Source organism: Pseudomonas sp. GW456-E7, from assembly GCF_059424105.1.
In genome coordinates, this window is sequence record NZ_JBWKZB010000023.1 from 77,512 (window position 1) to 103,519 (window position 26,008).

The 26,008-nt window shown below is 59.9% G+C and carries 26 protein-coding genes and 1 tRNA gene; 12 read left to right on the forward strand and 15 right to left on the reverse strand.

Annotated elements, in window-relative coordinates; all coding sequences use genetic code 11:
• Positions 1–6 precede the first annotated feature (6 nt).
• The 3 genes from AC07YV_RS16435 to AC07YV_RS16445 form a co-directional block, all read right to left on the reverse strand.
• Entirely contained in the window at positions 7–423 is a 417-nt protein-coding gene (locus AC07YV_RS16435; RefSeq protein ID WP_102700260.1) for a hypothetical protein, read from the reverse strand.
• Positions 424–459: 36 nt separating this feature from the next.
• Positions 460–1,434 carry an alpha/beta hydrolase family protein gene (locus AC07YV_RS16440; protein ID WP_102700261.1) on the reverse strand — a complete coding sequence of 325 codons (975 nt, stop codon included), beginning with the start codon at positions 1,432–1,434 and terminating at the stop codon, positions 460–462.
• A gap of 68 nt (positions 1,435–1,502) precedes the next feature.
• A complete protein-coding gene (locus AC07YV_RS16445) occupies positions 1,503–2,561 on the reverse strand; it encodes a PDDEXK nuclease domain-containing protein (protein WP_102700262.1) in 1,059 nt (352 codons plus the stop codon).
• A gap of 254 nt (positions 2,562–2,815) precedes the next feature.
• Here AC07YV_RS16445 and AC07YV_RS16450 point away from each other — a divergent pair, with 254 nt between their 5' ends.
• Positions 2,816–3,265, forward strand: a complete 450-nt coding sequence (locus AC07YV_RS16450; RefSeq protein ID WP_102700263.1) for a hypothetical protein — start codon at positions 2,816–2,818, stop codon at positions 3,263–3,265.
• 30 nt (positions 3,266–3,295) lie between these two features.
• Here AC07YV_RS16450 and AC07YV_RS16455 read toward each other — a convergent pair whose 3' ends face one another.
• From AC07YV_RS16455 to AC07YV_RS16485, 7 genes are all read right to left on the reverse strand, one after another.
• Positions 3,296–4,102, reverse strand: a complete 807-nt coding sequence (locus tag AC07YV_RS16455; protein ID WP_102700264.1) for a TSUP family transporter — start codon at positions 4,100–4,102, stop codon at positions 3,296–3,298.
• Positions 4,103–4,632: 530 nt separating this feature from the next.
• On the reverse strand, positions 4,633–7,266 hold the full coding sequence (locus AC07YV_RS16460) for a calcium-binding protein (protein ID WP_102700266.1): 2,634 nt from the start codon (positions 7,264–7,266) through the stop codon (positions 4,633–4,635).
• A gap of 208 nt (positions 7,267–7,474) precedes the next feature.
• A tRNA-Phe gene (locus tag AC07YV_RS16465) sits at positions 7,475–7,550 on the reverse strand.
• Positions 7,551–7,653: 103 nt separating this feature from the next.
• Positions 7,654–7,926: an oxidative damage protection protein gene (locus AC07YV_RS16470; RefSeq protein WP_007972770.1), complete on the reverse strand. Its 273-nt coding sequence runs from the start codon at positions 7,924–7,926 to the stop codon at positions 7,654–7,656.
• On the reverse strand, positions 7,923–8,990 hold the full coding sequence (gene mutY, locus AC07YV_RS16475) for an A/G-specific adenine glycosylase (protein WP_102700267.1): 1,068 nt from the start codon (positions 8,988–8,990) through the stop codon (positions 7,923–7,925). Before mutY ends, AC07YV_RS16470 begins: the two co-directional genes overlap by 4 nt.
• Positions 8,987–11,218 carry an AsmA family protein gene (locus AC07YV_RS16480; protein ID WP_102700268.1) on the reverse strand — a complete coding sequence of 744 codons (2,232 nt, stop codon included), beginning with the start codon at positions 11,216–11,218 and terminating at the stop codon, positions 8,987–8,989. The genes mutY and AC07YV_RS16480 overlap by 4 nt, the downstream gene beginning before the upstream one ends.
• Positions 11,219–11,296: 78 nt before the next feature.
• Positions 11,297–11,701, reverse strand: a complete 405-nt coding sequence (locus tag AC07YV_RS16485; RefSeq protein ID WP_102700269.1) for an acetyl-CoA sensor PanZ family protein — start codon at positions 11,699–11,701, stop codon at positions 11,297–11,299.
• 225 nt (positions 11,702–11,926) lie between these two features.
• Between AC07YV_RS16485 and AC07YV_RS16490 the strand changes: the two genes are divergently transcribed.
• The 7 genes from AC07YV_RS16490 to AC07YV_RS16520 all read left to right on the forward strand — a co-directional run bounded on the left by AC07YV_RS16490 (position 11,927) and on the right by AC07YV_RS16520 (position 17,744).
• Positions 11,927–13,591 (forward strand): OFA family MFS transporter, encoded by a 1,665-nt coding sequence (locus AC07YV_RS16490; protein ID WP_102700270.1) that lies wholly within the window; start codon positions 11,927–11,929, stop codon positions 13,589–13,591.
• 269 nt (positions 13,592–13,860) lie between these two features.
• The gene (gene hisB / locus AC07YV_RS16495; RefSeq protein WP_003186751.1) at positions 13,861–14,454 is read left to right on the forward strand and encodes an imidazoleglycerol-phosphate dehydratase HisB; all 594 of its coding nucleotides are present in this window, start codon (positions 13,861–13,863) and stop codon (positions 14,452–14,454) included.
• Positions 14,454–15,092, forward strand: coding sequence for an imidazole glycerol phosphate synthase subunit HisH (gene hisH / locus AC07YV_RS16500; RefSeq protein WP_102700271.1), 639 nt, complete (start codon positions 14,454–14,456; stop codon positions 15,090–15,092). The genes hisB and hisH overlap by 1 nt, the downstream gene beginning before the upstream one ends.
• Positions 15,093–15,350: a DUF2164 domain-containing protein gene (locus tag AC07YV_RS16505; protein ID WP_007989200.1), complete on the forward strand. Its 258-nt coding sequence runs from the start codon at positions 15,093–15,095 to the stop codon at positions 15,348–15,350.
• Between the two features lie 42 nt (positions 15,351–15,392).
• The gene (hisA, locus tag AC07YV_RS16510; protein WP_015093076.1) at positions 15,393–16,130 is read left to right on the forward strand and encodes a 1-(5-phosphoribosyl)-5-[(5-phosphoribosylamino)methylideneamino]imidazole-4-carboxamide isomerase; all 738 of its coding nucleotides are present in this window, start codon (positions 15,393–15,395) and stop codon (positions 16,128–16,130) included.
• A gap of 9 nt (positions 16,131–16,139) precedes the next feature.
• On the forward strand, positions 16,140–16,910 hold the full coding sequence (gene hisF, locus AC07YV_RS16515) for an imidazole glycerol phosphate synthase subunit HisF (protein WP_007972752.1): 771 nt from the start codon (positions 16,140–16,142) through the stop codon (positions 16,908–16,910).
• A gap of 78 nt (positions 16,911–16,988) precedes the next feature.
• Entirely contained in the window at positions 16,989–17,744 is a 756-nt protein-coding gene (locus AC07YV_RS16520) for a substrate-binding periplasmic protein (protein WP_102700272.1), read from the forward strand.
• Positions 17,745–17,887: 143 nt separating this feature from the next.
• Here AC07YV_RS16520 and AC07YV_RS16525 read toward each other — a convergent pair whose 3' ends face one another.
• The 4 genes from AC07YV_RS16525 to gpmI all read right to left on the reverse strand — a co-directional run bounded on the left by AC07YV_RS16525 (position 17,888) and on the right by gpmI (position 23,091).
• On the reverse strand, positions 17,888–18,664 hold the full coding sequence (locus tag AC07YV_RS16525) for a divergent polysaccharide deacetylase family protein (RefSeq protein WP_102700273.1): 777 nt from the start codon (positions 18,662–18,664) through the stop codon (positions 17,888–17,890).
• Between the two features lie 2 nt (positions 18,665–18,666).
• Positions 18,667–19,983 carry a S41 family peptidase gene (locus AC07YV_RS16530; protein ID WP_102700274.1) on the reverse strand — a complete coding sequence of 439 codons (1,317 nt, stop codon included), beginning with the start codon at positions 19,981–19,983 and terminating at the stop codon, positions 18,667–18,669.
• A gap of 31 nt (positions 19,984–20,014) precedes the next feature.
• Positions 20,015–21,310, reverse strand: coding sequence for a murein hydrolase activator EnvC family protein (locus tag AC07YV_RS16535; RefSeq protein ID WP_102700275.1), 1,296 nt, complete (start codon positions 21,308–21,310; stop codon positions 20,015–20,017).
• A 251-nt stretch (positions 21,311–21,561) separates the two neighbouring features.
• On the reverse strand, positions 21,562–23,091 hold the full coding sequence (gpmI, locus tag AC07YV_RS16540; RefSeq protein ID WP_102700276.1) for a 2,3-bisphosphoglycerate-independent phosphoglycerate mutase: 1,530 nt from the start codon (positions 23,089–23,091) through the stop codon (positions 21,562–21,564).
• A 153-nt stretch (positions 23,092–23,244) separates the two neighbouring features.
• On the opposite strand from gpmI, the gene AC07YV_RS16545 reads away from it, so the two are divergent.
• From AC07YV_RS16545 to secB, 3 genes are read left to right on the forward strand one after another with little or no spacing between them, the layout of a single operon-like run.
• Positions 23,245–23,658, forward strand: a complete 414-nt coding sequence (locus AC07YV_RS16545; protein WP_015093082.1) for a rhodanese-like domain-containing protein — start codon at positions 23,245–23,247, stop codon at positions 23,656–23,658.
• A gap of 1 nt (position 23,659) precedes the next feature.
• Entirely contained in the window at positions 23,660–23,914 is a 255-nt protein-coding gene (gene grxC, locus AC07YV_RS16550; RefSeq protein WP_007972741.1) for a glutaredoxin 3, read from the forward strand.
• Positions 23,915–23,970: 56 nt separating this feature from the next.
• Positions 23,971–24,456 (forward strand): protein-export chaperone SecB, encoded by a 486-nt coding sequence (gene secB, locus AC07YV_RS16555; protein ID WP_060544061.1) that lies wholly within the window; start codon positions 23,971–23,973, stop codon positions 24,454–24,456.
• A gap of 176 nt (positions 24,457–24,632) precedes the next feature.
• Here the strand turns inward: secB and AC07YV_RS16560 are convergent, their stop codons facing one another.
• A complete protein-coding gene (locus AC07YV_RS16560; RefSeq protein ID WP_102700277.1) occupies positions 24,633–25,088 on the reverse strand; it encodes a tRNA (cytidine(34)-2'-O)-methyltransferase in 456 nt (151 codons plus the stop codon).
• Here AC07YV_RS16560 and AC07YV_RS16565 point away from each other — a divergent pair.
• Positions 25,087–25,527, forward strand: coding sequence for a hypothetical protein (locus AC07YV_RS16565; RefSeq protein WP_102700278.1), 441 nt, complete (start codon positions 25,087–25,089; stop codon positions 25,525–25,527). The two genes, AC07YV_RS16560 and AC07YV_RS16565, sit on opposite strands and share 2 nt — an antisense overlap.
• Positions 25,528–26,008 lie beyond the last annotated feature (481 nt).

The window sequence follows — 26,008 nt, forward strand, 5'->3', positions numbered from 1 at the left end:
GGGAACTCAGTTCGGTTTCTGTTGGGTTTGCGCGGCAATGGCGTCGGACGCCGCCACATAGTCGGCCTGGAAGGCCGGAGATTCGATCCACGCCAGGGCGCCGGCTTCGTCTGTTTCGGCCGACCATTGGCGATATTCGATCAGCGCGGCGAGGATGAAGTCCATCGCGCCATCTTCGCCTTCCTGCTCGTACACCAGTTCCAGCAACGGGTCTTCGAGGAAGGCCGTGCACATGGCTTGCTGGCTGGTCTTTTCGGCGTCGATCATTTTCTTGAACAGTTCGGTGAGGTCCACCGATTCGAAGTCGATGCGATCGTCGTTCGGGTCCAGTTCGACCGGCGCGGCGGCCCGCTGGGTGCGGTTCTGCTTGGCCTTGGCCTTGGCGCGGGAGGCGCGTTTGTGCTGCTTGTTGGCGGAGGCCATGGGCGTCGTTCCGTATTCGTTGAAAGGGCAATTGACTTAGCTTCGCGGCACTCGCCGCCCGGGGGTATCGGGGGCCAGTTCGCCGTTTTGCAGCCAGGCCAATGCAATGGGCCATAGTGTGGCTTGGTATGGGCTGCGAAAAAAGGCGAAATGTCCGACTTCTTCTTCGCCGATGTCTTCAGGGTGGATACGCAGGTGAGCGTTTGTACTGCCGGTGAAGTAGTTGAGCAGGCGCTCGATGGCCGGGACCGTGCCGTAAGGATCATCGCTGATGCTGATGGCCAGGGTTTGTGCGGTGACATCGGCAAAGGGCAGTTGCCCGCTTGTTGTGCCGATCGCGCGGCCGCTGGAGCGTTTTTCGTAACGGGCAGTGGACAGGCTCCAGTCACGGACCACGCCGGCGGGTGTGTCCTCGAGCCATCCGAGGCGCTTTCCCGGAAAGTAGCCGTAGATCACTGTCACCAGTGGCATCAGCACATGCCACTTGGCAAACATCCGCCAGCGATGGGCGGGCGCATAGTCGCGCCAGTAGGCGAATTGCGCACCGACCGTCACCAGACGCCGGATCAGGTGCCCGGACGCCCCCAGGCCCGCTGCGCAGCCGCCAAAGCTGTGGCCGACCACATCGATAGGCTGCCCGGGGAACTCACGCTGTGCGCGCTTGAGCATCGCCTCGAAATCCAGCGCTCCCCAATCGGTCCATGAAGCCTTCAGGCCTTTGAGCGATGCCGGCCGCGACTCGCCGATGCCGCGGTAGTCATAGGTGATGACATCGAAGCCATGATCGAACAGGTAGTCGGCGAAGCGCGAGTAATGACGACAACGAACCGAGGTGGCGGCGTTGATGATCACGATCGGACGAGCGGCATCCCGAGAAGGGTGTCGCCAGGTGAAGCCACCGAGGACGAAGCCGTCTGCAGCGGTTTCCTTGAATGGTTCGCCGGACGCGACGCATTGCAATGGCAACTCGATTTGAGTTGGAGCGAGTGAAGGCGTGTCCTGCAAATTCATCGGCGTCGGACCTTTGCGGGTAGCTGCCAACGATAGTCTTGATGGCGTTGATGAACAATCCATTGGCCTCAACGCAGTGATTGTTCGAGCAGTCGTTCTTCAAGAGCCGCCCGTTCCCGATCCAGTTCGATACAGAGTTCCTCTTCACTCGGCAGGACGAGCTTGTACTTGCTGGTGAACAGTTGTTCGTTTCCTTCAAGCACCGAGTAACGCACCACGGATTCATCCTTTTGCGCACAGAGAATGATGCCGACAGTGGGGCCGTCTTCCACGCCGCGTTTCAGGTAGTCGTACATGCGCACGTACATGTCCATCTGCCCCACATCCTGATGGGTCAGTTCACCGCGCTTGATATCGAAGATCACGAAGCACTTGAGCAAGTAGTTGTAGAACACCAGGTTGATGTAGAAGTCTTTGCTGTCGGTACTGATGCGTTGCTGGCGGGCAATGAACGCGAAGCCCTTGCCCAGTTCCAGCAAGAAGCCTTGCATTTGGTCGATCAACGCCTGTTCGATCTCGCTTTCCTGGAGCTTGCCGGCATTGGGTAAACCCAGAAACTCCAGGACCACCGGATCACGGATGAAATCCCGAGGGCTGGCCTTCATGTTTTGAATGTTGGTGGCGGCCTCCTGCTTGACACTGCCGCGATCGCGGCTCGCCAGCAGGCGTTCGTAGTACAGCGTATTGATCTGGCGCTCCAGGGCGCGGCTTGACCAGTTTTGGGTGGCTGATTCGTTCATGTACCAGAGACGGGCACTGTCGTTGTCGACCCGAAGCAGGTGGCGGTAGTGGGTCCAGCTCAATTCGAGACGCAGTGCGTCGCGAATTGGAAAGGCTTGATAGAACAGGTGCATGTACCGAAGGTTGGAAGCGTCAAATCCCTTTCCGAATTCCGCAGTCAGCCCTTTGGCCAGGGTCGGCAATAACTCTTTGCCGTACCTCGTGCGTCGCGCGCCATTCTGTTCGAACTCAACGATGTGTCGACCAATCTGCCAGCAGGTTTGCACCTGAACGGTATCGACCGCCCGAAGCACCTTCTGACGTGCCTGATGGATCAATTTGCCAAGGCTACCCAGCAGTGAAGCCAGATAGGGGTCGTGAGTGTCGTTGGGTGTGAGGGCTGTCATGAGGTCTTCCGCAGCAGATTGGACAGCGAAAGAGCATGACCAGTGAGCCCCCTTCGAAGCTGCCGGGAGTGACTGAAAAACAGGCAGGAAAAACCGGATTCACTGGCAGGACGTGTCGGAGGGCAGGCGAGGGCTGAGGAGCAAATGGCGTAGTACGTTTCGTACTCAGGCCAAATCAATCTAAAACCCCTCCCTGCGACTGGAAATCCAACGAATGTAACGATTGGGTTCTGCAGAACCCGGGAGTCGTCATCATGAAGTACCTCCATTCACTCCTGTTGCCACTCACCGCCGTCGGCGTGCTGATGTTTCCATCGATGTCGCCCGCCGCCAGCCTTGATCCGATCGACAGCACTGGCGTGCAGGTGCAGCGCCAGGAGCAAAACGGCATCGCCTACCTGTCCGGCGGTATCGGCGAGGATGAGTCCAGGGCCATCCAGCAGACCACCGGCTATAACCTGCACATGACGTTCTCTGTCGGGACGGAAAATGAATACATTCCTGACGTGAGCGTGGTCATTCAGAAAGCTCCGGGGCAAACCGTGCTGACACTCAATAACGCCGGTCCGTTGGTTTACGTGAAGCTGCCTGCCGGTAAATACACGGTCATTGCGACGCGCAACGGCGAAACCCGGCAGGACGTTGCCGATGTTGGCAGTGGTGCAGCCCGTAACCTGGTTTTTCATTGGAATGATGCGAGTTAGCGAGAGGCTCTAAGCCCTGAGTCCTGCGACTCAGGGTTTTTCGTTATTAACGCCCGCGTACGCTTGGAGGAGAGCAACGCGCAAAGGGTTGGTTTCTACGCTCAGCAGCTTGATGGCCAAGGCGCAGCAGACCACGATCAACATGGGTTTGATCAGCCGTGGTCCGACCCGGACAGCGGCCCGTGCACCCAATTGAGCGCCGATGAAGGCCGCCAAAGCCATGGCTATGGCTACCGGCCAGATAATCACACCTTTGGTGATAAAGACCGACAGAGAGCCGAGATTGCAAGAGGCGTTGCCAAGCTTGGTAAAACTCATGGCCCGCATCATGCCCAGGCCGCAGAGCAGTACAAATCCGACAATGAAGAAAGAGCCCACGCCGGGGCCAAATATACCGTCGTAAAAACCCAGGATCGGCGCCACGGTAAACGAAAACAGCAGAACACCAATTCTCTTGCGTCGATCTTCATTGGCCAGCTTTGGAGAAAACGCAAAATAGATAGCTACCAGAATCAGCATGATAGGCACGCAAACTTCCAGATAGTGCTTATCAATAGAGCTGACCAGCAAGGCCCCACTGGCGCCACCAATAAACCCGCAAATAACCAGGAAACGGCCTTCGCGCCACTCGATCAATCCTTTGCGAGCAAAGGTCACCGTTGCCGAAACAGTTGCCGAAGCGGCCTGGAACTTGTTCGTTGCAATTGCACTGATCGGATCTACACCTGCCAGAAACAATGCAGGCAAGGTGATCAAACCGCCCCCACCGGCAATCGCATCAAAAAAGCCGGCGCAAAAAGCGACAAGCGCCAACATGCCAATTACATCCAAGGACATTGCATTCTCTCTTTATGGTTATTGGCCAGTCATCACATGACGGGTCGTCCAACAGCCTGATCACATAAGGACTCAGCCCTGCAGCACTAACGGGTCCTCTGAAACAACGATGGGGGTAGAAAATTTTGAAAGTCCGAAAATACGAACCAAGACCCGTCTGTTGTCTCTGATGACATCGCGACAGTGCAGAGCCCGGATGTTATTGATGACCATGGCCGATTTTTGGGTCAGCGTATGTCATCCGATTCGGTTAAAGCATACGGAGCGTTCCGACAGACCCGAGAGACTGCCAGGAATGGCCGATCATAAATACCTGACGCATCTGGGCCTTACCCCCGGCAAGCGTTACAGGCGCTTGCTGGCATGGCGAAAGGGCGATAGGGCGGAGGGGGAATTGATGCTTCGCCCGGCGTTTCGATGGTATCTGGAGCGGTGCCTCATCAAATCCCGGGCATAAAAAAACCCTGAATCCTGCGATTCAGGGTTTTCGGTATTGGGTGCCGGTGTTATGCCGGTACAACCACCCTCTATCAGGCAATCAGATCGGCAGTTTGCAGGTTGCTCACCCCCAGCAACTGGATTTCGAACTCAGCGGCGGTGTCGGCGTCGGTGCTGCCGTAGAGAATGCCGCCGGCGAACCGTATCTGCCCCGTGGCATTGCTGCTGAACGCGCTGGAACCGATGAAGCTGAACGCATCGTTGGCCGACGTCGCCAGGTTGGCGTCCAGGGTCGACAGGTCGATCTTGTCGCCTTCGCTGGTCTTGAAGTCGCCAATGACATCGCGCAGGGCGGCGCCCAGGCCCATTTCACTCAGGGCATTGAAGTCGAACTTGTCGGCTCCGGTGCCACCATAAAGCTTGTCCAGGCCCGTGCCGCCGATCAACAGATCGTTGCCGGCTCCACCGGTGAGCGTGTCGTTGCCGGCACCGCCGGTGAGGGTGTTGGCAAGTGCATTGCCGGTGAGTGTGTCGTTGTAGGCGCTGCCCGTGAGGTTTTCGAAGTTCAACAGGGTGTCTGAACCGGAACCGCCGGTGGCTTGTGCAGTGGTCAGCCCCAGGTTAGCCGTGACCGCTGCCGTGGCATAGGCATAGGACAAGGTGTCGATGCCGGCGCCACCATTGAGGACGTTGTTGCCGGTCCCGGCGTCGATGACGTTGTTGAGGCTGTTACCGGTGCCGCTGGCATTGCCGGTCGCCAGCAGGCGCAGGTTCTCGACATTGTCCGTCAGGGTGTAGGCGCCAAGGAAGCTGTAGACGCTATCGGTGCCGCCGGTGCTGGCCGTGGCATTGGTTTCGGTGACGATATCGCCGGCATTGTCGACATAGTAGCGGTCCGAGCCATCGCCACCGACCATGCGGTCGGCACCGGCAACGCCATTGAGAATGTCATTGCCGGCACCACCCGTGAGAGTGTTGGCAAGCGCATTACCGGTCAGGGTGTCGTGATAGGCGCTGCCCGTGAGGTTTTCGAAGTTCAACAGGGTGTCTGTGCCGGAGCCACCGGTGGCTTGCGCGGTGGTCAGGCTCAGGCTGGCAGTTACCGCCGCCGTGGCATAGGCATAGGACGCGGTATCGATACCGGCGCCGCCATTGAGGATGTTGTTGCCGGCCCCGGCGTCGATGATGTTGTTGAGGCTGTTGCCGGTGCCGTTGGCAGCGCCGACCGCCAGCAGACGCAGGTTTTCGACGTTGTCTCCCAGGGTGTAGGCGCCGAGGAAGCTATAGACGCTATCGGTGCCGCCGGTGCTGGCCGTGGCATTGGTTTCGCTGACGATATCGCCGGCATTGTCGACGTAGTAGCGGTCCGAGCCATCGCCGCCGATCAGGCGGTCGGCCCCGGCGCCGCCATCGAGCGAGTCATTGCCTGCACCGCCGTTCAGATGGTCGTTGGCGCGGCCACCTGTAAGCGTGTCATTGCCCGCGCCGCTGTCGATGATCACGCTGCCGGTACCGGTCCAGGTCAGGGTGTTGGCCAGGGCATCGCCTGTCAGGCTGGAAACCTTGTTGCCGTTCGCGTCAAAGCGCTGGGTGTAAACGTCAACTTGCCCGCTCGCCTTCGAGGACTCCCAGGCAACCACATAGCCGCCATCGGCCAATGCAGTCACCTGGGAGAACAATTGATTGTCGGTGGTCGTGGTGTTGATGCGGGTTTCTGTGCCCACCTTGACGCCGCTGGCATTGAAGCGCTGGCAGAAGATGCCATTGACATCACCGGTGCCCTGGCCTGCCCAGGTCACCAGATAACCGCCGTCCGTCATGGCGGTGACATTAGGCTCTTCCTGATTGCCTGCGGTGGTGGTGTTGACCCGGGTTTCCACGCCCACTTTTACGCCAGCGGCATTGAAAAGCTGCGCGTAGATATCGGCCGGTGCATCGGTTTCGTCGTTGCCATCGCCATCATCGGGAGCCGATTGCCAGGTGACGACGTAGTTACCGTTACTCAGGACCTTCACGACAGGGTCTGTCTGATCGTCGGCAACCCTGGTACTGATGCGGACTTCTGCGCCCGACTTGCTGCCGTCGGCCTTGAACCGCTGACCGAAGATGCCGGCTGTATCGTCTTTTCCGTTGCCCTCCCAAACCACCATCATGCCGCCATCGGCAAGGTCGGTGACGGTAGGGCCATCCTGGTCGTACTGAGTGGTGGTAGAGACGCGTGTTTCCACCCCGACCTTTGCCCCGCTGGCGTCATAGCGCTGCAGGTAACCGCCCCAACCGCTGCCGTCCTGGCCGAACGAAGCCCAGGTCACCACGAAACCGCCGTCCTTCAGCGAGGTGATCTCCGGGCTGTCCTGCGTGCCGATTCTGGTTGTGTTGACGATGAACTCGCTTCCAACCTTGACGCCATTGGCGTTGTAGACCTGGGCGGCGATGTCGGCCATGTCGTCGAAGGTATCCGACTTCCAGGCGACCACGTAGCCGCCGTTGGCCAATGCGGTGATGGTGGGATCTTCCTGTGCGCTGTTGTTCACTTTGTTGACGAGGGCTGGCCCGCCGTCCTGCACGCCGCTGGCGTTATAGCGCTGGGTGTAGATGTAATCGGTGGTGCTTGTTCCCTGATCGCTCCACGCCACGATGTAACCGCCATCTTTCAGAGCCGTGAGGGAGGGCTCGGAATGATAGCCAGTTGTAGGGTTGACGCGGATTTCGCCCAGGGTTGGCATTGCAAATTCCTTTTATGCAAAGAAAACGGAAGTGGCTGGCAGTTTACAGCGCAAAACGATGGCGTCAAATTGCCATCATTCGTCGGAAGTATCGGGTGGGGGGAGTTAAAGCAGGGTGGAGAGTGACTTGGTCTGGAGGTGGTCCAGCGGCCATTGAATCGCAGGCATAAAAAAACCCTGAATCTTGCGATTCAGGGTTTTCGGTATTTGGTGCCCAGAGACGGAATCGAACCGCCGACACGGGGATTTTCAATCCCCTGCTCTACCGACTGAGCTATCTGGGCAACGGGGCGCATTAAACGGGTTTTTCAGGGGGGCGTCAAGCAAGTTTTCAAAAAAATTTTAATTATTACCGTCGCTTACGTTCCGACCCCCGAAAAATCGGGGTTATTCCGATGGCGGTACGTAGCCTTCGGCCTTGGCGTAATCCTCGCCGGAGAAGTACTTGTCCATTTCGCCCTGAAGATATTTGCGATCTTCGGCGTTCATCATGTTCAGGCGTTTTTCATTGATCAGCAGGGTCTGGTGTTTTTGCCAGTCGGCCCAGGCCTTCGCCGAGACGTGGTCAAAAATGTCCTGGCCTTTGGCGCCCGGGAAGGGAGCGCGCTCCAGGCCTGGCAATTCTTCTTTGTACTTGCGGCACATGATGGTGCGGGTCATGACGACTCTCCTGCGTTCAATACGGCGGCCGCGCGTTCGAGCAAGGTTTTGACCGGGGCGGCAAGGCCCAGGCGCGGCGGGGTGGCGAGGTTATACCAGAGCCAGTCGGCCTCGGCCACGTGATGGCCGGTCTCCTGGACCTGAACCAGCCAGGGTTCGATGGATAACTGAAAATGGCTGAAGGTGTGCACCAGGCTCGGCAATGCCTGTTGGGTGCCCAGTTCCAGCGAGTGCTGCGTTGCCAGATGAGGCAGGTCGTCGAGGTCGTCGAGTTCCGGCAGGCTCCACAAGCCGCCCCAGAGGCCCGTAGAGGGGCGACGGTAAAGCAGGATGGCGCCTTCGGTGTTGGCCAGCATCGGCATCAGCGTGCGCTTCTGCGGGATGGCCTTGCGCGGCTTGGGGATCGGGTAACGGGTTTCCAGGCCGAGCATGTGCGCCTCGCAGCCTTTTTCCAGCGGGCACAGCAGGCAGCTCGGTTTGCTGCGGGTGCAGAGCGTGGCACCGAGGTCCATCATCGCCTGGGTGTAGGCGTTGACCCGGTCGTGAGGCGTAAAGCGCTCAGCGTTGGCCCAGAGCTGTCTGGCGACCTTCGGCTCGCCCGGGTAGCCCTCTTGCGCGGTAAAACGCGCCAGGACGCGTTTGACGTTGCCGTCGAGGATCGGCGCGCGCAGGCCCATGCTGATGCTGGCAATGGCGCCAGCGGTGGACAGGCCGATCCCCGGCAGATCCGTGAGCTTTTCCACGTCCCGGGGAAATTCGCCGCCGTACTGCTCGACGACGATCTTCGCGGTCTTCTGCAAATTGCGCGCACGGGTGTAGTAACCCAGGCCGGTCCACAGGTGCAGCACTTCGTCTTCCGGTGCCGCCGCCAGGGTTTCGACCGTTGGCAACGAGGCCATGAAGCGGTCGAAGTAGTTCAGCACGGTGCTGACCTGGGTCTGCTGCAGCATGATTTCCGAGACCCATACCCGATACGGGTTGATGTCCTGCTGCCAAGGCAAATCGTGACGGCCGTGGCGGTCGAACCAGTCCAGCACCGCCGTTGAAAACTGCTCGGCTCTCATCGCTTGAACAGGTCCTTGAGCGCGTCTTTCAGTTTCGGGTCGACTTTGTCGCCCCATTTTTCGTCGATTTTTTCGCTGATCCTCTCGCCAGCCAACTTGGTCGCGACCTGGCTCATGCGGTCGTTATCCAAACGGCAAGCCTTGGCGCCCAGCTCCAGCGGGCCACGGCAGCGCAGCGGCCACTCGATGCCGACAAACTTGTCGCCGACCTGACAGGCCGGGTCCGGCATGGCGCTGGTATCGCCTTCGACGATGATGCCGACACGGTAGTCCATGCCCAGCACGCGCAGATCGATGTCACCGTCACCTTTGACGGTCATGCCCGGGATGCGCACTTTCAGGTCCGGGTTGCTGGCTACGCCGTTACGCAAGGTCAGGTTGCCCTTGAGCTCCTGGAACGGAGTGTCCTTGCCGCGTGGCTCGCCGCTGAGGGTTTTGCGGTTGAGCGTGGCGATGCCTTTGCACAGCTGTTGCTCAAGGTTGGCGTTGAGCAGCACGCCATTGTTGATGACGAAACTGGCGTTGCCGTTGAGGGTTTCGATCAACGCCTTCTGGCTGTTGCCGTTGCCGGTCAGGTTGCTGTTGAGCGTGACCAGGCCCTTGACCGGTGGATTCTTGCCCTGGCTTTCGAGGATTTTTTCCGCCGGTACCCGGCTGATCTTCGTCTGCAGATTCAGCGCCGGCACTGGCTGGCGCACATCGAGCGTGCCGGTGGTTTCGAAGTTGCCCTCGTACAGGTCGCCGCGCAGGTTGGCCAGCGTCAGCAGGCCGCCCTGGCCGGTGGCCTTGAGCGCAGCGTTATGGATCGGCAGTTTTTGCAGGGTCAGCTGACCGAAGGTCAGGTCGGCGTCCACATCGAGCTTGCTCAAGCGTTCCACTGGCAACAGGCGCTCGCTGCTCCACGCGTCCTTGGTCGGCGCGGGTGGCAACGGCGTGCTGCCGGCGCCGGCCATGGCATCGGCTTCGGTGCTGGCGACTTCGGCCTGGCGCACTTGCGTCGCGCTATTGGCCTCGGCGGATTTCGGCGGCAGGTAACGGTCGACGTTGAAGGTGTCGGCCTTGAGCACGGCGCGCAGCGATTGCTTGGCGAAGTCTTCGACGGCAATGCGGCCGCTGAAGGTGCTGTCGTCGACTTTCAGGTTGAGGTCGTCGAGCGCCAGGCTGGTCGGTGTCGCGGCCAACCGGCTGACCAGCTCGACTTTGCTCAGGCTGCCTTCGGCCATGGCCGGGAGTTTCTGGCCGATGCTGTCGACGAATTTCGCCAGGTCGAACTGGGCAATCGAGATGCCGCCACTGACCTGTGGGGTCTTGTCCAGATCGTTGACCTTCAGTTCACCCAGTGCCCGCAACTGGTTGGCGGAGATCTTGATGCCGGTCCACTCGGCAACGTTGGCGGCCTTGTCCAGCACCAGCTGGCCCTGGGCGGAAAACGTCACGGCCTTGCCTTGGAAGGGGTCGCCGGTCACTTCACCCGACAGCCTCATGTCTTCGAACTGATAGCGCTGCAGTGCACGTGCGATGCGCACCTCACCGTTGAGTTCGGTACGCACCCGCAGTGCCGGCTGGTTGGCTGACAGGAAAGCCGTGAGCTTGAGCGGAATGTTGACGGAGTCATGGACCGCGCCGGTGCTCAACTGAATGCTTTCGGCACTGAAGGTCTTGCCGGTTCGTTCGTCGGTGTATTCGACCCGTGCGTTGTTCACGGTCAGGCTGTCGATGTCCAGGCGGATCGGCTGGGGCGGTTTTTCCGCCGCGTCGCTGGTTTCGGGCGCAGGTTCGGTAGCGGCTGGCGGGGTGCCGGTCGCGTCGGTGCTGGCTGTTGCAGGCAGCTTGCCGATGTCCTCCCAGTTGCCATGACCCTCCTTGTCGCGGTTCAGGCGCAGGTTCAGGCCTTCGACGCGCACGTCGCTCATCTGCACTTCACGGCGCAGCAATGGCAGTACGCGCACCGAAAGGCCGAGCATCTGCAAGTCGGCGTACGGCTCGGTCGGTTTGACCATGGTCGCGACACTGGCGTCGTGCAGCTCCAGGCCCAGCCACGGGAACAGGCTCCAGCCGATATCGCCATTGAGCGTCAGCTCGATGTGGGCTTTGTCGCGGGCAATCTGGCGAATCTCGTCTTTGTAGTCGTTGGGATCGAAGAGGTGGGTCAGGGCAAAGCCCAGCGCCACAATGATCAGCAACAACCCGAGAAGTACCAGACCCAGGATTTTGCCGAACGCTTTCATGGGCGAGTCCTTGTAATTAGTCGAATTCAAAATTTAGCCGAGGAGTATAGCGCCCCCGAACAGACGACCGGTCAGTGATCACGCCGGCAATACATCCAGTGGCAGTTTCAGCTTGGCGGCCAGCGCCTGCGCCTCCAGATGCCCGGCAGGCGCCAGCAGGCGCAGCGGCATACCCGATTGCGCGGCCATTTTTTGCGCTTCGGCCACCAGTCGCTCGGCAACACCACGGCGACGGGTAATTTTTCGCACACATATTTGTGACAAATGCCAGGCGTCTTGGTGCCTTTGCAGGCGGGCCGCGCCCAGCAGGCGATCATTGAAGCGTCCGGCGATCAGTGTGCCGTCTTGTAAACAGTCTTCGATCAACTGCGCCTCGCCGGAAAACGGGGCGAACAACCAGTCTGGAGCGTCGCGGTAGATCTTCTGCAGATCCTGCCGATCCTGGGGCGTGGCTTGATTGAGCGGCTCGACAATGATCGGCATGGTGATTCCTGTGGGGTCATGAAGCGATGGAGATCAGACGACGTACAAAAGGTGATGTCAGTTTGGTTTTTCTGTCACTGGCAGATGGTAACCTTTGCCCGTTCGTCCGTCCTTCTGCGACCTGTTGTCGCACAACAAGGCGCTCCACCAAAAAACGGTCATGTCTGCGTGCATAAAGGCCGGGAGCGTGGCTGGCGAACCCTACTAATAATTGGGGGAAATACAATGACCACGAGCATCACGGCGGACGGCCTTAGCGCCGACCAGCCCGCGTTCCTGTCCAAGGAGCGGATCATCGCCAAGCCCGGCTTCAACCGTTGGCTGGTGCCACCGGCCGCGCTGGCCATCCACTTGTGCATCGGCATGGCCTACGGCTTTTCGGTGTTCTGGTTGCCGCTGTCCAAGGCGCTGGGCATCACGGCTCCAGTGGCCTGCGTAGCGGACATGGGTTTTATCGCACAGGTCTTTTCGTCCCAGTGTGACTGGCCGATCTCGATGCTCGGCTGGATCTACACCCTGTTCTTCATCTTCCTGGGGTGCTCGGCTGCCATCTGGGGTGGCTGGCTGGAACATGCCGGGCCACGCAAGGCTGGCGTAGTGTCGGCATTGTGCTGGTGCGGCGGTCTGCTGATTTCGGCGCTGGGCGTGTATACCCACCAGATCTGGCTGATGTGGATCGGCTCCGGGGTCATTGGTGGTATCGGCCTGGGCCTGGGCTACATTTCGCCGGTGTCGACCCTGATCAAGTGGTTCCCGGACAAGCGCGGCATGGCCACCGGCATGGCGATCATGGGCTTCGGCGGTGGTGCGATGGTCGGTGCTCCGCTGGCGGCAGCGCTGATGGGGCATTTCGCTTCGCCAACCAGCGTCGGCGTGTGGCAGAGCTTCCTGGTCATGGCCGCGATCTACTTCGTGTTCATGATCGGTGGCGCATTGTCCTACCGCGTCCCGCCAACCGGCTGGAAGCCTGAAGGCTGGACCGCCCCGGCGAAAAAAGCCTCGAACGCGATGATTACTCATCGTCATGTTCACGTGAATGTGGCCTGGAAGACGCCGCAGTTCCGTCTGGTGTGGCTGGTGCTGTGCCTGAACGTATCGGCGGGTATCGGCATCCTCGGCATGGCGTCGCCGCTGCTGCAGGAAGTGTTCGGTGGCAAGTTGCTGGGCAATGACCTGGCGTTCGGCCAACTCGACGCTTCGCAACTGGCTTCGATCGCCGCCATCGCGGCCGGTTTCACCGGTTTGCTGAGCCTGTTCAACATCGGCGGACGTTTCTTCTGGGCTTCGTTCTCGGATTACCTGGGTCGCAAAAACACCTACTTCGTGTTCTTCGCCTTGGGCTTTGCCCTGTACGGACTGATTCCGAACCTCGGTCATCTGGGCAGCATCGCGCTGTTCGTGGCGGCGTTCTGCGTCATCCTGTCGATGTACGGCGGTGGTTTCGCGACTGTTCCTGCGTATCTGGCGGACCTGTTCGGTACGCAAATGGTCGGTGCGATTCACGGTCGTCTGCTGACGGCGTGGGCGGCGGCCGGCGTGCTCGGTCCAGTGCTGGTGAACTACCTGCGTGAATATCAGCTGAGCATCGGCGTCGAGCGTGCAGCAGCGTACGACATCACGCTGTACATCCTCGCCGGCCTGCTGGTGCTGGGTTTCCTGTGCAACCTGCTGGTGCGCCCGGTGGCGGACAAGTACTTCATGACCGACGCCGAACTGGCCGCCGAGCAGGCGCTGGGCCATGACAAAGGCGCTGACAGCAGCACCGTGCTGGAGTGGAAAGCCGCGCCTGGCACCAAGCCGCTGGCGGTGGCGGCGTGGCTGGTGGTGGGTATTCCGTTGGCGTGGGGTGTGTGGGTGACCTTGCAAAAAACCGCGGTGTTGTTCCACTAACACCAAGGTAAGCCACAGCCCCTGTGGGAGCGGGCTTGCTCGCGAAGAGGGAGTATCAGTCGACATAATTGTGGGCTGATCCACCGCTTTCGCGAGCAAGCCCGCTCCCACTTTTGTTCTGTGTTGCACCTGAATGGCTTGTACTGACATGTACATCGCTGGCACCCCCGGATTCACTCCGTCAGTGATATCACCTCGCGTGTTTCTGTTTGGCGCCCGCACGCCTATAATGGCTGCCTTTTTCGCCCAATGATTTTGCGGAGCTGGTGATGGCCGAACGTAAGGCGTCTGTCGAGCGCGACACTCTGGAAACCCAGATCAAAGCCTCGATCAACCTCGATGGCACCGGAAAGGCCCGATTCGATATCGGTGTACCTTTTCTTGAGCACATGCTGGACCAGATCGCCCGTCACGGGCTGATCGACCTGGATATTGTCAGCAAGGGCGACCTGCATATCGATGACCACCACACTGTGGAAGACGTCGGTATCACCCTCGGCCAGGCCTTCACCAAAGCCATCGGCGACAAGAAAGGCATCCGTCGCTACGGTCACGCCTACGTGCCGCTCGATGAAGCGCTGTCGCGCGTGGTGATCGATTTCTCCGGCCGTCCAGGCCTGCAGATGCATGTTCCCTACACCCGTGCCACCGTCGGTGGTTTCGACGTTGACCTGTTCCAGGAATTCTTCCAGGGCTTCGTCAACCACGCCAACGTCACCTTGCACATCGACAATCTGCGTGGGCACAACACCCACCACCAGATCGAAACCGTGTTCAAGGCTTTCGGTCGCGCCCTGCGCATGGCCGTCGAGCTCGATGACCGCATGGCCGGGCAAATGCCTTCGACCAAGGGCGTCCTGTAATGCAGACAGTCGCGGTTATCGATTACGGCATGGGCAACCTGCACTCGGTGGCCAAGGCCCTCGAGCACGTCGGTGCCGGCAAGGTGCTGATCACCAGCGATGCCAACGTGATTCGCGAAGCCGACCGGGTGGTTTTCCCCGGCGTCGGCGCCATTCGCGATTGCATGGCGGAGATCCGTCGCCTCGGCTTCGATTCGCTGGTGCGTGAAGTCAGCCAGGACCGTCCGTTCCTTGGCATCTGTGTGGGCATGCAAGCCTTGCTCGACACCAGCGAAGAGAACGACGGCGTCGACTGCATCGGCCTGTTCCCGGGCGCGGTGAAGTTCTTCGGCAAGGATCTGGTCGAGGATGGTGAGCACCTGAAAGTCCCGCACATGGGCTGGAACGAAGTGAAGCAGAAGGTCAGTCACCCGCTGTGGCATGACATTCCGGACCTGGCGCGTTTCTACTTCGTGCACAGCTACTACATCGCCGCCGCCAACACGCGGCAGGTGGTGGGTGGTGGTCACTACGGTGTCGATTTCGCCGCGGCGCTGGCCGAAGGCTCGCGTTTCGCCGTGCAGTTCCACCCGGAGAAAAGCCATACCCATGGCCTGCAGTTGCTGCAGAACTTCGCTGCGTGGGACGGTCGCTGGTAAATGGCCGTCAAGAAGAAACCGCCGATTCTGACCCTTACTCCCGAGCAGGAGAGCGAGGCCAATCGCAAGATCAAGCGTTTCATGGAAGACCGCTTCGAACTCGACCTCGGCTCTTTCGAGGCGGCGGAGATTCTTGAGCTGTTTACCCGTGAAATTGCTCCGCACTATTACAACAGGGCGATTTTCGATGTGCAGGCGCACCTCAAAGAGAGGTTCGAAAGCATCGAAAGCGACCTGTGGGCGCTCGAGAAAAACTGATTTCCGAGCCAAGCTGAACATTCAAATTTGAAGGTTTGCCAGATGCTGATTATTCCCGCTATCGATCTTAAAGACGGTGCCTGTGTTCGTCTGCGCCAGGGCCGCATGGAAGATTCCACAGTGTTCTCCGATGACCCGGTGAGCATGGCTGCCAAGTGGGTGGAGGGCGGTTGCCGCCGTCTGCATCTGGTCGACCTGAACGGCGCGTTCGAAGGCCAGCCGGTCAACGGCGAAGTGGTCACCGCCATCGCCAAGCGTTATCCGAACCTGCCGATCCAGATCGGCGGCGGTATCCGCTCCCTGGAAACCATCGAGCACTACGTGAAAGCGGGCGTTAGCTACGTGATCATCGGCACCAAGGCCGTGAAAGATCCGGCCTTCGTTGCCGAAGCCTGCCGCGCGTTCCCGGGTAAGGTGATCGTCGGCCTGGACGCCAAGGACGGTTTCGTCGCCACCGACGGCTGGGCTGAAATCAGCACCATCCAGGTGATCGACCTGGCGAAGCAGTTCGAAGCCGACGGCGTCTCCGCCATCGTTTACACCGACATCGCCAAAGACGGCATGATGCAGGGCTGCAACGTTCCGTTCACCGCGGCACTGGCTGCTGCCACTTCGATTCCGGTGATCGCTTCTGGCGGTATCCACAACCTGGGCGACATCAAGACCCTGCTCGACGCCAAGGCGCCGGGCATCATCGGCGCCATTACCGGCCGTGCGATTTACGAAGGCACCCTCGATGTCGCCGAAGCGCAAGCTTTCTGCGATTCGTACAAAGGCTGAGGACTGATCATGGCGCTGGCCAAACGCATCATCCCTTGCCTGGACGTGGACAACGGCCGGGTGGTCAAGGGTGTGAAATTCGAAAACATCCGCGACGCCGGTGACCCGGTGGAAATCGCCCGTCGCTACGACGAGCAGGGCGCCGACGAGATTACCTTTCTCGACATCACTGCCAGCGTCGATGGCCGCGACACCACGCTGCACACCGTCGAGCGCATGGCCAGCCAGGTGTTCATCCCGCTAACCGTGGGCGGTGGCGTACGCACCGTGCAGGACATCCGCAACCTGCTCAATGCCGGCGCGGACAAGGTTTCGATCAACACCGCTGCGGTGTTCAACCCTGAGTTCGTCGGCGAAGCCGCGCAGCATTTCGGTTCGCAGTGCATCGTGGTCGCGATCGACGCGAAGAAGGTTTCCGGGCCGGGCGAAACCCCGCGCTGGGAAATCTTCACCCACGGTGGGCGCAAGCCAACCGGCCTCGACGCCGTTGAGTGGGCAAAGAAAATGGAAGGCCTGGGTGCCGGTGAGATCCTGCTGACCAGCATGGACCAGGACGGCATGAAAAACGGTTTCGACCTGGGCGTCACCCGCGCCATCAGCGATGCGCTGGGCATTCCGGTGATCGCTTCCGGTGGCGTCGGCAACCTGCAACACCTGGCCGACGGCATTATCGAAGGTCACGCCAGCGCGGTTCTGGCGGCGAGTATTTTCCACTTCGGCGAATACACCGTGCAGGAAGCCAAGGCTTATATGGCCCATCGCGGAATTGTGATGCGCTGAATAAACCAATGCAGGCCAGTGGACATCATGGCGTGCCCAAGGCACTCTTGGGTACGCCATGGATTTCGGTAGCCAGACATGCTTAAACGCTTTCTTCTCGTCCTTGCCAGCGCTTCTCTGTTGTTCATCAGCGGAGCACACGCAAAAGACAGTCCCGATGCCGACATGGTGTTGCTGACTGAAAATTTCCCGCCCTACAACATGGCGAAGAATGGCAAGAACTTCGCTCAGGACGAGAACATCGATGGCATCGCCACCGATATCGTCCGCGAAATATTCAAGCGTGCCAACATTACCTACAGTCTGACGCTGCGTTTCCCTTGGGAGCGAATCTACAAACTCACCCTGGAAAAACCCGGCTATGGCGTGTTTGTCATGGCGCGGTTGCCGGATCGCGAGAAGCTGTTCAAATGGGTCGGTCCAATCGGCCCGGACGACTGGATCATGCTGGCCAAGGCTGACAGCAAGATCACCCTCGAAACCTTGAATGATGCGCGCAAGTACAAGATCGGCGCCTACAAGGGCGACGCGATTGCCGAGACGCTGGCCAAGCAGGGGCTCAATCCGATTGTTGTACTGCGCGATCAGGACAACGCGAAAAAACTGGTCAACGGGCAGATCGACCTGTGGGCCACCGGTGACCCGGCCGGGCGCTATCTGGCGCGTCAGGAAGGGGTCAACGGGTTGAAAACCGTACTGCGTTTCAACAGTGCGGAACTGTACCTGGCACTGAACAAGGACGTGCCGGACGAGACGGTGGCCAAGCTCCAGGCGGCGCTGGACCAGATGCGCAAGGAAGGCAAGGTCGACGAGATCATGGCGCGGTATCTATAGGATTCAACACCAACCCTTCAGTCATGCCCGGACCACTGTGGGAGCGAGCTTGCTCGCGATGGCGTCGTGTCAGTCGACAACATTGGTGAAGGACAGATCGCTATCGCGAGCAAGCTCGCTCCCACAGGGGACGCTGTGTAGCTCTAGCGGTACACCCCATCCTTCCCATGCGCCGCAGTCGCCCGATTACCGCGCACACTGATCATCTGCCGGACATCAATCCACTCGATGCCCTGAGCCTTCAGCTTCGGCAACTCCCGCTCCAGCACCGCGAGCGTCTGTGGATACGGATGCCCGATCATCACCGCCGAACCTTGCTTGCGCGCGAGGCTGATCGCTGTCTGTAACTGGCTGAAGATCGCGGCTTCGGTCCGTTCATCGTCGAGAAACACATCCCGCGAAACGCTGGCCAGACCCATTTTCTGCGCTTCGGCCGCGGCCACGGTCCGGGCGCTGGTGCGGCTGTCGACGAAGAATTTGTGTCGTTGTTGCAAGTCTGCCATCAACCAGGCCATGGCCGCGGGTTGTGCGGTCATGCGGCTGCCCATGTGATTGTTGATGCCGCTGGTGTACGGGACCCTTTTGAAGGCGGCGTTCAGGCGCTTTTCCAGCTCTTCGACAGGCAATTCGGGATGCCAGGCGAACGGTCCGGTGGCCGGATCCATGGGCATGTGCAGAATGACGATTTTTCCGGCGCGATGGGCTTCGCGGGCGAATTCGGTGGCGTGAGGTGTGTCGGGCATGATCGCCGTGGTCACCGGGCCGGGCAGGGCCAACACGCGGCGATCCCGGGGCAGGTTCTGCCCCAGGTCATCGATGATCAGCGTCAGGTAGGCTTTTTGCGGGGTAGTCGAGGCGGGCGTTGCGTGAACAACACCCGCCAGACAGCAAAGCAGACCGAGAATGTACCGCAGGCGCATCCTCAACGGCCGGACGTGATGCTCAGCCCTTTGAGCAGGCTCAGGGCCTGGGCCAGCTGGTAATCATCGTCCTGTGGCATCGGCTTGGCCTTGCTGGAGCCGGTCGGTTTGTCCGCACCGCCGTTGCCGTTGCCCAGGTGACCCTGCAAGTCGGCTTCCTTGAAGTAGTCGTTGTCCTGCTCGCTGGTGATCTTGGCCTTGCGCACTTCGATGTCCGGGACGATGCCCTGGGCCTGGATGGAGCGGCCATTCGGCGTGTAGTACAGCGCCGTGGTGATCTTCAATGCACGATCATTGTTCAGTGGCAGCACGGTTTGCACCGAGCCCTTGCCGAAACTGTTGGTGCCCATCACCACGGCGCGTTTCTGGTCCTGCAGGGCGCCGGCGACAATTTCCGAAGCCGAGGCGCTGCCGCCGTTGATCAGCACGACCATTGGCACGGCTTCGCTTTCGTCCTTGCCGGTGGCAGAGAAACGCAGCTCGGAGTTGGCGATGCGGCCCTTGGTGTAGACGATCAGGCCCTTGGTGATGAAGTGGTCGACCACTTCCACCGCCGCCTGCAACACGCCACCCGGGTTGTTGCGCAGATCGAGGATGATGCCCTTGAGCTTCTTGCCGTTCTCCTTGCGCAGCTTGGCCAGCGCCTTGGAAACCTCTTCTCCGGTCTTGACCTGGAACTGGGTGATGCGGATGTAGCCGTAGCCCGATTCCAGCAGCTGGCTCTTCACGCTCTTCACCTGGATGACGGCGCGGGACAGGGTCACGTCGAACGGCGTGCCGCCGTCGCGTACCAGGGTCAGGGTGATTTTCTGGCCGATCTTGCCGCGCATCTTGTCGACGGCTTCGGTCATGCTCTGGCCGCGGGTGGGCTGGCCGTTGATCTTGACGATGAAGTCGCCGGCCTGAATGCCGGCCTTGGAAGCAGGAGTGTCGTCAATCGGCGACACTACCTTGATGAAGCCGTCTTCGGCGCCGACTTCGATGCCCAGGCCGCCGAATTCGCCACTGGTGCTTTCCTGCAACTCGGCGAAATCTTCAGGGCCGAGGTAAGCCGAATGCGGGTCGAGGTTGCTGAGCATGCCCTTGATGGCGTTTTCCAGCAGGGTCTTGTCGTCCACCGGTTCGACATAAGCGGCCTTGATCCGGTCCATCACCTCGGCAAAGGTGCGCAACTCATCCAGCGGCAGTGGCGCCTTGGTGGTCGCAGCAGTGCCCGCAGGCGCAACCGCCGGGGCCGGTTGAGCGGCAAACGCCAGAGGCGCGCCGATCACCAGGGCGATCGTCAGGGCCAGCGAGGTAAGGCGGGACAAATGCAGCATGTCTAACAAACTCCTGAATTAGGTATCGCGCTTATCCTTGCGCGCGGCACCATTGCGCCGGATCACTCGGGTGACCCTGCTGACGAATAGCAAAATACAGCGCTGGCGTGTCCTGCCCGCCACTGTTGCCGACAGTGGAGATGGACTCACCGGCTTTAACCACATCACCCGCAGACTTGAGCAGCGTCTGGTTGTGACCATAAAGACTCAAAAAACCGTTGCCGTGGTCGAGGATCACCAGCAACCCGGCGCCTCGCAGCCAGTCGGCAAACACTACACGACCTCCATGCACAGCATGCACGGTGCTGCCGGCAGACGCGCCGATCATCACGCCATCCCACTTGGTCCGGGCATCGTCGCCACGGCTTTCACCGTAGCGCGCCAACAGTCGACCATCGACAGGCCAGGGAAGTTTGCCGCGGGTTGACGCAAACGGACCACCAAAGGTCTCGCCGGAACTGGAAACCAGTGCGCCAGGTGTCGATCTGACCGGTTTGCGTGGGGCGTCGTCGCCGGCATCTGCCTGCGCCTGGGCCTCACGTAAACGCTTTTTTTCGGCTTCCTGCTGGGCAATCAGCGCTTTTTGCCGCGCTTCTTCTGCCTCACGGGCCTGGCGGGCCAAGGTTTCTTCAATGGTTTTAAGGACTTTAGACAGGTCTGCCTGATCCTGCTCGCGCGCCGCCAGTTTCTGATCGCGAGCCTTTACGTCGTCATTGAGCTTGGCCAGGACTTGCTGGCGCTCCTTGCGGACTTTCTCGAGCTCGTCACGCTGGGTGTCGAGGCTGCTTTGCTGCACCAGCAGTTGCGCCTGCTGCATGGCGATGTCTTTCTCGACATTGGACAGTTGGCGCAGGGTTTCGTTGAAATTCTTCAGCTGCTCCAGGCGAGCCTGGCTCAGGTAGTCGTAATAGGTGAGGGTGCGGGCGAATCTTTCCGGATTCTGCTGGTTGAGCAGCAGCTTGAGGTATTCCTGACGACCGTTCTGATAGGCCGCCCGGGCCTGAATGGCGATCAGTCGTTGCTGTTCAATGCGCGCGCTCTGGAGTTTTTTTTTCTCCGCATCGAGTCGCTGCAGCTCGGCTTCGCTTTTCTTCAGCTCTTTTTGCAGGGCATCGACCTGCTTCTCGAGCTTGCCCATTTCAGTTTCGGTGCCCTTGAGCTCTTTCTGCACGCCGGACTTTTCTTCCTGCAACTTGCCCAGCAGCTTCTTCAGCTCGGCAATGTCCTGACGCGTGGCGTCCAACTGTTGTTGGGTGTTTGCGCGCTCGTCAGCAAAGGCCGGTTGGAGCAGGCAAGTCAGAGCTAGGGCTATCAGGACGCGAAGCATAGGGGCGGGCGGCACCAGGGAAAGGGACGGCCTAGTATGCCCGCCATGGGCGGCAAAAAAAATGCCCATTTCTGACTGTGTGATGACTGGAGCAAGCGACAGACTGAATTCCATTTCAAAAACTCCAAAAACCACTGTGGGAGCGAGCTTGCTCGCGATGGCGTCCGATCATTCAACATAGATGTTGGCTGTCAGATTGCTATCGCGAGCAAGCTCGCTCCCACAGATTTTGTGGCGTTTTGGAAATCCGGTCAGACCAGAATCGAAGTCCCGGTCATTTCCGCCGGTTGCTCAAGGCCCAACAGCTTCAGCATGGTCGGCGCCACGTCCGCCAGCACGCCGCCTTCGCGGACCTTCAGGTCGCGCTTGCCGACATAGATGAATGGCACCGGCTCGGTGGTGTGCGCAGTGTGCGCCTGGCCGGTGGTTGTATCGGACATTTGCTCGACGTTGCCATGGTCAGCGGTGATCAAGGCTTCGCCGCCGACTTTTTCCAGGGCATCGACGATGCGGCCCACGCACAGGTCAAGGCATTCAACAGCCTTGACCGCCGCTTCGAACACGCCGCTGTGGCCGACCATGTCGCCGTTGGCGTAGTTGACCACGATCACGTCGTAGCGCTGGTTTTCGATGGCGTCGACGATGCGGTCGGTGACTTCCGGCGCACTCATTTCCGGTTGCAGGTCATAGGTGGCGACTTTCGGCGACGGAATCAGGATGCGTTCTTCGCCCGGGAACGGTTCTTCGCGGCCGCCGGAGAAAAAGAAGGTCACGTGGGCGTATTTTTCGGTTTCGGCGATGCGCAGCTGGGTCTTGCCGTTTTTTGCCAGGTAGTCGCCCAGCACGTTTTCCAGGCTGCCGGCGGCGAAGGCGGACGGGGCAGGAATGCTCGCGGCGTATTGGGTCAGCATGACGAAACCGGCCAGTTTCGGCTGGCGGGCTCGCTCGAACTCACTGAAGTTGTCTTCGACGAACACACGAGTCAGCTCGCGGGCGCGGTCGGCGCGGAAATTCATGAACACCACGGCATCGCCGTCTTCGACTTTTACCGGCTCGCCGATGGAGGTTGCCTTGACGAATTCGTCGCTCTCGCCGCGCTCGTAGGCTGCTTCCAGGCCTTCCTGGGCGGTGGCGGCGTTGAATTCGCCCTGGCCATCGACAATCAGGTTGTAGGCCTGGGAGACACGGTCCCAACGGTTGTCGCGGTCCATGGCGTAGTAACGGCCGATCAGGCTGGCGATTCGGCCTTTGCCCAGGGCCTGGAAAGTGGCGTCGAGCAGTTCGATCGAGGACTGCGCACTTTTTGGCGGCGTGTCACGGCCGTCGAGGAAGGCGTGCAGGTAGATGTTTTGAGCGCCGCGCTTGAAGGCCAGTTCGGCCATGGCGACCAGGTGGTCCTGGTGGCTGTGCACGCCGCCATCGGACAGCAGGCCCATGAAATGCACGGCTTTGCCGGCGGCGACGGCTTTGTCCACGGCCGCGCAGATGGTCGGGTTCTCGAAGAACTCGCCGTCGCGGATCGATTTGGTGACGCGAGTGAAGTCCTGATACACCACGCGACCGGCGCCGAGGTTCATGTGACCGACTTCGGAGTTGCCCATCTGGCCATCCGGAAGACCGACGTCCATGCCGCTGCCCGAGATCAGGCCGTTCGGCACGGTGGCCCACAGGCGGTCCAGTACAGGCTTCTTCGCCGCGAAAATGGCGTTGGATTCGGGGCTGTCACTGTGACCGAAGCCGTCGAGAATCATCAGGACCAAAGGTTTAGGCGTGGTAGTCATGGAATCCACTCGTGGCTGAGATAAAAAGGAGCAATGGAAAAGGGAGTGGCAGTTTAAAGCGAAGTTCCGGCCGCGTCACCGCCGGACGGGGTTTGGCCCACCATAGTGGCTGTGTATACTGGCCGACATTTTAACGCCCTGGAACCTCCTTCGATGGTTGCTAACCTGATTCAATTCGCCACTAACCACTACATTCTCGTCGGTATCTTCGTCGTACTGCTGGCGTTGCTGATTGCCTATCAAATGCAGGGCGGCGGCCGTAGCCTGAGCACTGGCGAACTGACCGGCCTGGTCAACAAGGACGCAGGCGTGGTGATCGACATTCGTCCAACCAAGGATTTCGCCGCCGGTCACATTGTCGGCGCGCTGAACATTCCTCAGGACAAACTGATCGCCCGCGTTGGCGAGCTGGAAAAGCACAAGGCCAAGACCATCATCCTGGTCGATGCCATGGGCCAGACCGCCGGCACTCACGCCCGCGAATTGATGAAATCCGGCTTCACCGCCGCCAAGCTGTCCGGCGGTATCTCCAGCTGGAAAGCCGACAATCTGCCGCTGGTGAAGTGATATGAGCAACGTCGTCGTCTATTCCAGCGATTACTGCCCTTACTGCTCGCGAGCCAAATACCTGCTCGAGAACAAAGGCGTGGCCTTCGAAGAGATCAAGGTCGATGGCAAGCCGCAGGTGCGCGCTGCGATGGCCCAGAAGGCCGGACGTACGTCCGTGCCGCAAATCTGGATCGGCAGCACCCACGTGGGCGGTTGTGATGATTTGTTCGCCCTGGAGCGCGCCGGCAAACTCGACGCGCTGCTCAGGGCCTGACGGCAATACCCCAAACAAGCAAACCTAAAAGAACCCTGGATCAAGAAGGATCTGCGATGACTGACCAACAGAACACTGCTGCGACCGAAGAAGAAACTGCACCGCAATTCTCCTTGCAGCGCATTTATGTGCGTGACCTGTCCTTCGAAGCTCCGAAAAGCCCGGCGATCTTCCGCCAGCAGTGGGAGCCGAGCGTCGCCCTGGATCTGAACACCCGTCAAAAGGCACTGGAATCGGACTTCCATGAAGTCGTGCTGACCCTGTCGGTTACCGTGAAAAACGGTGACGAAGTGGCGTTCATCGCTGAAGTGCAACAGGCCGGTATCTTCCTGATCAAGAACCTGGACGATGCTTCGATGAGCCACACCCTGGGTGCGTTCTGCCCGAACATCCTGTTCCCGTACGCTCGCGAAACCCTGGACAGCCTGGTGACCCGCGGTTCGTTCCCGGCACTGATGCTGGCCCCGGTGAACTTCGATGCACTGTACGCACAAGAGCTGCAACGCATGCAGGCTGCCGGCGAGACGCCGACCGTTCAGTAAAAGCTTCGTTTGCTCCATGAAAAAAGCGCCTTTGAAGGCGCTTTTTTCATGGAGCAAACGAAACCGCTGGATGCACGGCCCCCTGTAGGAGCTGCCGAAGGCTGCGATCTTTTGACTTTGATTTTTCAAGATCAAAAGATCGCAGCCTTCGGCAGCTCCTACATTGGGTCGTGGTGTTACTTGAAGTCGTTCTGGCGCCAGGCTTCGTACACGGCCACCGCCACGGTATTCGACAGGTTCAGGCTGCGGCAGCCTTCGCGCATCGGCAGGCGCAGGCGTTGCTCAGGGGGCAGGGCGTCCAGCACCTCGGCGGGCAAACCCCGGCTTTCCGGGCCGAACAGGAACGCATCGCCAGGGGCGAAGCTGGCATCGTGGAATGGCCGCGAGCCCTTGGTGGTGAAGGCGAACAGCCGTGGATGGCCGAGGCTTTCCAGGCAGCTGGGGAGGTCGGCGTGACGTTGCAAGGTGGCATACTCGTGGTAGTCGAGGCCGGCGCGGCGCAGGCGCTTGTCGTCCATCTCGAAGCCCAGCGGCTCGATCAAATGCAGGTGGCAGCCACTGTTGGCGCACAGCCTGATAACGTTGCCGGTATTCGGCGGAATTTCTGGTTGGAAAAGGATGACGTGAAACATGCACGGCTCCGAAGGTAAAGATGACGCGCATTCTACGCCGCAAGCAGGTGTGCGTTCGAAACTATTCCTGCGGGTGATGGGCTCGCTGGCGATCGTCGGGATGATGATCGGCCTGATGATCGGTCGCCTGACCACGCCAGACCCGAGTCAGTTGCAGCAGGTAGAGGTGACGGGCGACGGGCTGGTGGTGTGGTTCAACAACGAACCCAAGGTCCATGGCGAAATCGTCGACGGCAGTGTCGCGCTGCTGTTTGGCGCCGAGGGCCAGGCGCAGAAAGGCCAGCTCAAGCTTGGCGGCAAGGATGTGAACTGGCGGGTACGTTCAAGCGATGGAGGGTTGCTGCTGACGCTGGTGGCGGCCCGGCCGCTGCTGGGCGAGTGGGCCGGTAGCGAGGTCGATGACCGCTGGCGGCTGGAGATCCATCTCCGGGAGCAATAAAAGAGGGAATCCCCGGCCTGCCTGTACCAAGGTTCCCGAAACGGGAGGCTCGTCGCGAGTGCGGTGTGAGCCTGGTGTAAAGAAGGAACCCCTGACCTGCCTGTATCAAGGGCCCCAAAACGGCTGGGCTCGTCGCGGCTGCGGTGTGAGCCCGGTGTAAAGAGGGGAATCCCCGGCCTGCCTGTACCAAGGTCCCCGAAACCGGGTCGGTGATTTGAATCACCTGAAAGGGTTATTGCAGGGGGCGTGCCAGGTTTTCATATGTGGTAACAGAAAATTCTGAAGTAATACTCAAGGCCCCGTAATTCGGGGCTTTGGTGTTTTTTGGGGGTGAGTTTTGCGGCAGATGGAGGCGGTGTTTCGATTTAGCTTTCGTGCGCGATTGCGGTTCACGGTGCATTCAGTCGGTGCATTGATGGCTCTAAAAGCATCGCGAGCAAGCTCGCTCCCACAGGGTTCAATGGTGTCTACACGATAGTGA

Coding starts and splice junctions, on each gene's coding strand:
- mutY (WP_102700267.1), bottom strand. CDS start 8,990: ATGAGAGCCGAGCAGTTTTCAACGGCGGTGCTGGACTGGTTCGACCGC.
- AC07YV_RS16435 (WP_102700260.1), bottom strand. CDS start 423: ATGGCCTCCGCCAACAAGCAGCACAAACGCGCCTCCCGCGCCAAGGCC.
- AC07YV_RS16535 (WP_102700275.1), bottom strand. CDS start 21,310: ATGCTTCGCGTCCTGATAGCCCTAGCTCTGACTTGCCTGCTCCAACCG.
- AC07YV_RS16490 (WP_102700270.1), top strand. CDS start 11,927: ATGACCACGAGCATCACGGCGGACGGCCTTAGCGCCGACCAGCCCGCG.
- grxC (WP_007972741.1), top strand. CDS start 23,660: ATGAGCAACGTCGTCGTCTATTCCAGCGATTACTGCCCTTACTGCTCG.
- AC07YV_RS16505 (WP_007989200.1), top strand. CDS start 15,093: ATGGCCGTCAAGAAGAAACCGCCGATTCTGACCCTTACTCCCGAGCAG.
- AC07YV_RS16530 (WP_102700274.1), bottom strand. CDS start 19,983: ATGCTGCATTTGTCCCGCCTTACCTCGCTGGCCCTGACGATCGCCCTG.
- hisB (WP_003186751.1), top strand. CDS start 13,861: ATGGCCGAACGTAAGGCGTCTGTCGAGCGCGACACTCTGGAAACCCAG.
- AC07YV_RS16450 (WP_102700263.1), top strand. CDS start 2,816: ATGAAGTACCTCCATTCACTCCTGTTGCCACTCACCGCCGTCGGCGTG.
- hisA (WP_015093076.1), top strand. CDS start 15,393: ATGCTGATTATTCCCGCTATCGATCTTAAAGACGGTGCCTGTGTTCGT.
- hisF (WP_007972752.1), top strand. CDS start 16,140: ATGGCGCTGGCCAAACGCATCATCCCTTGCCTGGACGTGGACAACGGC.
- AC07YV_RS16455 (WP_102700264.1), bottom strand. CDS start 4,102: ATGTCCTTGGATGTAATTGGCATGTTGGCGCTTGTCGCTTTTTGCGCC.
- AC07YV_RS16440 (WP_102700261.1), bottom strand. CDS start 1,434: ATGAATTTGCAGGACACGCCTTCACTCGCTCCAACTCAAATCGAGTTG.
- AC07YV_RS16520 (WP_102700272.1), top strand. CDS start 16,989: ATGCTTAAACGCTTTCTTCTCGTCCTTGCCAGCGCTTCTCTGTTGTTC.
- AC07YV_RS16525 (WP_102700273.1), bottom strand. CDS start 18,664: ATGCGCCTGCGGTACATTCTCGGTCTGCTTTGCTGTCTGGCGGGTGTT.
- hisH (WP_102700271.1), top strand. CDS start 14,454: ATGCAGACAGTCGCGGTTATCGATTACGGCATGGGCAACCTGCACTCG.
- AC07YV_RS16460 (WP_102700266.1), bottom strand. CDS start 7,266: ATGCCAACCCTGGGCGAAATCCGCGTCAACCCTACAACTGGCTATCAT.
- AC07YV_RS16545 (WP_015093082.1), top strand. CDS start 23,245: ATGGTTGCTAACCTGATTCAATTCGCCACTAACCACTACATTCTCGTC.
- secB (WP_060544061.1), top strand. CDS start 23,971: ATGACTGACCAACAGAACACTGCTGCGACCGAAGAAGAAACTGCACCG.
- AC07YV_RS16560 (WP_102700277.1), bottom strand. CDS start 25,088: ATGTTTCACGTCATCCTTTTCCAACCAGAAATTCCGCCGAATACCGGC.
- AC07YV_RS16565 (WP_102700278.1), top strand. CDS start 25,087: ATGCACGGCTCCGAAGGTAAAGATGACGCGCATTCTACGCCGCAAGCA.
- AC07YV_RS16445 (WP_102700262.1), bottom strand. CDS start 2,561: ATGACAGCCCTCACACCCAACGACACTCACGACCCCTATCTGGCTTCA.
- AC07YV_RS16480 (WP_102700268.1), bottom strand. CDS start 11,218: ATGAAAGCGTTCGGCAAAATCCTGGGTCTGGTACTTCTCGGGTTGTTG.
- AC07YV_RS16470 (WP_007972770.1), bottom strand. CDS start 7,926: ATGACCCGCACCATCATGTGCCGCAAGTACAAAGAAGAATTGCCAGGC.
- AC07YV_RS16485 (WP_102700269.1), bottom strand. CDS start 11,701: ATGCCGATCATTGTCGAGCCGCTCAATCAAGCCACGCCCCAGGATCGG.
- gpmI (WP_102700276.1), bottom strand. CDS start 23,091: ATGACTACCACGCCTAAACCTTTGGTCCTGATGATTCTCGACGGCTTC.